Annotated in this window: 2 protein-coding genes, 1 tRNA gene and 1 pseudogene; all 4 read right to left on the reverse strand. The window is 74.2% G+C overall.

Translation table 11 applies throughout. The annotated features are described in order from the left end of the window. Window positions 1-50 precede the first annotated feature (50 nt). Window positions 51-1679, reverse strand: a pseudogene (locus H5J33_RS24060) (BTAD domain-containing putative transcriptional regulator); the annotation flags it as partial. A 581-nt stretch (window positions 1680-2260) separates the two neighbouring features. Continuing rightward, window positions 2261-2337, reverse strand: a tRNA-Thr gene (locus tag H5J33_RS24065). Window positions 2338-2444: 107 nt separating this feature from the next. After that, window positions 2445-4076 carry an alpha/beta hydrolase gene (locus tag H5J33_RS24070; RefSeq protein WP_181796979.1) on the reverse strand — a complete coding sequence of 544 codons (1632 nt, stop codon included), beginning with the start codon at window positions 4074-4076 and terminating at the stop codon, window positions 2445-2447. 145 nt (window positions 4077-4221) lie between these two features. Next, window positions 4222-4725 (reverse strand): DNA polymerase III subunit delta' C-terminal domain-containing protein (locus H5J33_RS24075; protein ID WP_309485479.1); only part of this gene is annotated, 504 nt, incomplete at its 5' end.

Raw genomic sequence — 4725 nt, forward strand, 5'->3', positions numbered from 1 at the left:
GTCCTCGTCGGCGGCCGTCAGCAGGGTGAGCGGCGCGTCCAGCAGGCGGGCGGGAAGCGCCGGGCGCCGTCGAGGGCGGTGAGCGGTGAGCGGCTGGTGACGATCACCGCACAGCCGGGCCCGGCCGGCAGCAGCGGCCGGACCTGGGCCGCGTTCGCCGCGTCGTCCAGCACCAGCAGGAGGCGGGCGGGGGCGAGCAGCGAGCGGAGCAACGCGGCGGCGGCATCGGGGTGTTCGGGGATGTTGCGGGGGCCCACGCCGAGATCGCGCAGCAGCGCGGCGAGTGCCTGGGCGGCGGTGAGCGGGGTCATGCCGGGGGTGGCGCCGTGCAGATTGACGTAGAGCTGACCGTCGGTGAAGAGCTCCCGCAGCTCATGGGCCACGTGCAGGGCCAGAGCGCTTTTGCCGACCCCGGCCATGCCGCTGATCACCACGACGGCGGGGACGGGGGCGGGCGGGCCGGTCAGCGCCTGGCGCAACTCGCGCCGTACGTCCGTCCGCCCGGTGAAGTGGGCCGGCGGCGCGGGCAGCTGGGCCGGGCGCGGGGTCTGTGGCACGGGCGGGCCGGCGCCGTCCTGAGGGGAACCGGCGGTCGTGGGGTCCGGCTGTGGGGCCGGGGACACGGGGGACGCGTCGGGCCGCCCGGCGGAGACGGGGTCGTCGACGGCGCTCGCGGGGCCGGCGCCCTCGCCGCCGGTACCGCCGAAGCCGGTGCCGTCGTCGGTGCCGACGGCGTCCCCGGTGCGCGGCTCCTCCGCCGGCCGCAGCCCTGACCGGACTTCACCACGCGCCTGCCCGCCCCGGTCGCGCAGCACCTCGACATGCGCCTCGCGGACCGCCGGACCGGGTTCGATACCGAGTTCCTCCACCAGACGGGCGCGCAGATCGCGGTGGACGGCGAGGGCCTCGGCCTGGCGCCCGGTGCGGTGCAGGGCGAGCATCAGCTGACGGTGGTACGCCTCGCGCAGCGGGTGCTCGGCGGCCAGGGCCGTCAGCTCGGGCACGAGGGCGGACAAACGGGCGCCGCCGAGGGCGAGTTCGGCGTCGTACCGCCACTCCAGCAGGAGCAGCCGGGCCTGCTCCAGGCGCTGCACGAAGGCGTAGCCGCCGATGTCGGCGGGGAGTCCGCCGAGCGGGGTGCCGCGCCACAGCGCGAGCGCGTCGGCGCTGGCCCGCAGCACGCCCGGCCAGTCCCGCAGGGCGTGCGCGGCCCGTGTCTCGGCGGCCCGGGCGTCGAAGACGTGCACGTCGAGTTCGCCGTGGTCGACCCGCAGCACATAGCCCGGCGGTACGGCCCGGAGCCGCTCGGGGTCGTCCAGGAGCCGGCGCAGCCGGGTGACGTGGTTGTGCAGGGACGCCCGCGCGGAGACGGGCGGCGCGCCGCCCCACAGCGCGTCCTTCAGCACCTCGACGGAGACGACCCGGCCCGGCTCCAGCAGCAGCGCGGCGAGCAGGGCACGGACCTTGGGGCTGCCGATGGACCGGACGTGCCGCTCGGCGACGTCGGCCCCGGACTCAGCGGCCTTGTCCGCGACACGGCGGGAAGCCAGGGGACCGAGGGCCTGGGGTGAGGCGTCTCCCGAGACCCCGTGGGAGGCTTCGTACGGGACTTCGTACGACAGTCGGTCGTAGAGGACCGGCGGTCCCAGCAGTCCGAAGCGCAGCTCGCACCGCCGCATCACGCCGCTCCACAGCCTTCCCGCGCGGCCGGGCCGACCGCGCTCCGCGGCGGGCGTCTGCCCGCCGATGTCTGGCGGAAACCCGCCCTGTCCACAACGGTTTCCCGCCACTTCCTGCCCACCGAACGGCCTGCGGAACCCCCCTCGTCCGAGGGACTTTTCCCGCTCCCGAAGGGCAAGTTCGAGCCAACCGTTCAGCGGCCCAAGGACGAACCGTTGGCCACATGTTAGCGATCCGTTGGCGAATCCTGATCTGATCATTCCATCGGATCTGGCTCGACGGCGCGCGCGTATGTCGCGTAACTCGGGGGAGTGTCGCCGCAGGCTGGATCCGGGGACGACAAGGGCCCCGGCCGGCGGAGGTGAACGACCGGGGCCCCGTCCCGCCCCTCCCACGAGAACGCGCACGCCGGGCCGGCGCCCATTCGCCCCCGTGTGTCAGCGCCTCCCACCGCACCTGCCACTCCATGACCGTCTCGGCGTGACCACCGTCGGCCCCTGGCGGCCCGCGCCCGCCGTCATCGCCACATCCACTGAACGCCGAAAGACCACCCAGGAACGTTCCCGGGTGGTCTTCGCGATGGAGCCGCTTTCGGGATTCGAACCCGAGACCTACGCATTACGAGTGCGTTGCTCTGGCCATCTGAGCTAAAGCGGCGTGCTGCTCGCACCATGGTGCGGTCGGCAACGTCGGTAAGTCTACACAGTTTCCGGGGGTGCTTCGTACCCACCCCGGAGCAGGGGGTTCCGGGGTGGGTGGGAGGGTCAGGAGCAGCGTTTTCCGGGGGGTGGCGGGGTGCCTTGGAGGAGGTAGGTGTCGATCGCCAGGTCGATGCAGCCGCTGCCCCGCCCGTACGCCGTGTGGCCGTCACCGGCGTACGTCAGCAGGCGGGCCGAGGAGAGCTGGCCGGCCAGGGAGCGGGCCCAGCGATAGGGCGTCGCCGGGTCGCGGACCGTGCCGACCACCACGATCGGTGCCGCGACCCTCGCCTCGATGCGGTGCGGCTCCCCGGTGGCCCGCACCGGCCAGTACGCGCAGTTCAGCGAGGCCCAGGCCAGGCCGGGCCCGAAGACCGGGGACGCCTTCTCGAACGCGGGCAGCGCCTTCTCGACCTCCTCGGGGCCGGAGAACGCCGACGGCAGGTCCAGGCAGTTCACGGCCGCGTTGGCCATCATCAGGTTGCTGTAGTGGCCGTCGGCGTCCCGCTCGTAGTAGGTGTCCGCGAGGGACAGCAGGCCCGCACCGTTGTGCTCCTTGATCGCCGAGGTGAGCGCCTCGCGCAACTGCGCCCAGGTCCCCTCGTCGTACATCGACGCGATCACCCCGGTCGTGGCCAGCGCCTCCCCCAGCCTGCGGCCGTCCGCGTCGCCCGACGGCAACGGGCGGGCGTCCAGCTCGCGGAAGAACGCCCGCAGCCGGTCGCCGACCCGCGCGGGCGTCGTACCCCTGCCGCCGAGCGGGCAGTCGGACCGTCGTACGCAGTCCCGCGCGAACGCCTGGAACGCCGTCTCGAAGCCCGCCGTCTGGTCCAGGTTCAGCCTGCGGGCGTCCAGGGACGGATCCATCGCGCCGTCCAGCACCACCCGCCCGACCCGCTCGGGGAACAGTCCCGCGTACGTCGCCCCGAGGAACGTGCCGTACGACGCCCCGACGTAGTTCAGCCTCCGGTCCCCGAGCACCGACCGCAGGATGTCCATGTCCCGGGCCGCCTCCACCGTGGACACGTGCCGCAGCAGCCGCGCCGAGTGGGCCCCGCAGCTCTCCGCGAACCTCCGGTCCGCCGCGACCAGCGCGTCCCGCTCCCGCTGGTCGTCGGGCGTCATGTCGGTCTGTGCGTACGCGTCCATCTGCCGCCCGTCGAGGCACTTCACGGGCTCGCTGCGGGCGACGCCCCGCGGATCCATCGCCACCATGTCGTAGCGGGCGCGGATCCGCGCCGGGTAGCCGAGGCCCGCGTACTGCTGGAGGTACTCCACCGCCGAGCCGCCCGGGCCACCCGGGTTGACCAGCAACGAGCCCAGCCGCCCGGCCGTGCCCGTGGCCTTCTTGCGGGCGACGGCGAGCCGGACGGTGCCCGCGCCGGGATCGGCGTAGTCCAGCGGGGCCTTCATCGTCGCGCACTCGAATCCGGGGACACCGCACTCCCGCCAGCGCAGCCGCTGGGTGTAGTACGGCGTCAGTGCCGTCGGCGTCGTACGGGGCAGTGCGGCGAGCGCCGCCGCCTGCACCGTTCCGCCGGACGACGCCGCCGGGTTCCCGGGAGAGCAGGCGGACACCAGCAGCGCGGCGGCCGCGAGGAGCGTGGTCGTGAGACGGGCCGTCGCCCGGGGGTGGGTGCCTCGGATCCGGTGGGCGCGGCGGGGACCGCGGGTACGGGGAGCTGGCCTGGTTCGCATCAGGCGAGCGTAACGCTCCGCGACGTGTCGGGTGCGGTGCGTGGACTTTGTGCCTCCTACGGGGGACACGCACGCCACCCGGACCGGCCGGCCCCTCCCCCGACCTCGCGTCCCGAGCGGGTCGGCCCCGCCGCGCCACCGCGTTTCAGCCCGCCCGCAGTGCCATCGTCATCGCCTCCACCGCCAGCAGCGGGGCCACATTGCGGTCCAGGGCCTCACGGCACGCGGAGATCGCCTCGATGCGGCGGAGCGTGGACTCCGGCGTGCTGCCGCGTGCCAGCCGCTCCAGGGCGTCCTCGGCGTCGGCGTTGGCGATCGCCACGCGCGTGCCGAGCTGGAGGGCGAGGACATCGCGGTAGAAGGCGGTGAGGTCACCGAGGGCCACGTCCAGGCTGTCGCGCTGCGTGCGGGTCCTGCGGCGCTTCTGCATGTCCTCCAGGTCCTTCACCACCCCCGCCGTCCCGCGCGGCAGCCGGCCGCCCTGGGCCGCGCCGAGCGCCGCCTTCAGCTCCTCGGTCTCCTTGCCGTCCATCTCCTCGGCGAGCTGCTTGGCGTCCTCCGCCGCCGCGTCGACCAGCTCCTGGGCGGCCTTGAGGCAGGCACCCACCTCGTCCACCTGGTAGTCGTCCGTGGAGTGCACGATCACCGT

It is taken from the genome of Streptomyces sp. WELS2 (assembly GCF_013870595.1).
Taxonomy (GTDB): Bacteria; Actinomycetota; Actinomycetes; order Streptomycetales; family Streptomycetaceae; genus Streptomyces.

Coding starts and splice junctions, on each gene's coding strand:
- H5J33_RS24070 (WP_181796979.1), bottom strand. CDS start 4,076: ATGCGAACCAGGCCAGCTCCCCGTACCCGCGGTCCCCGCCGCGCCCAC.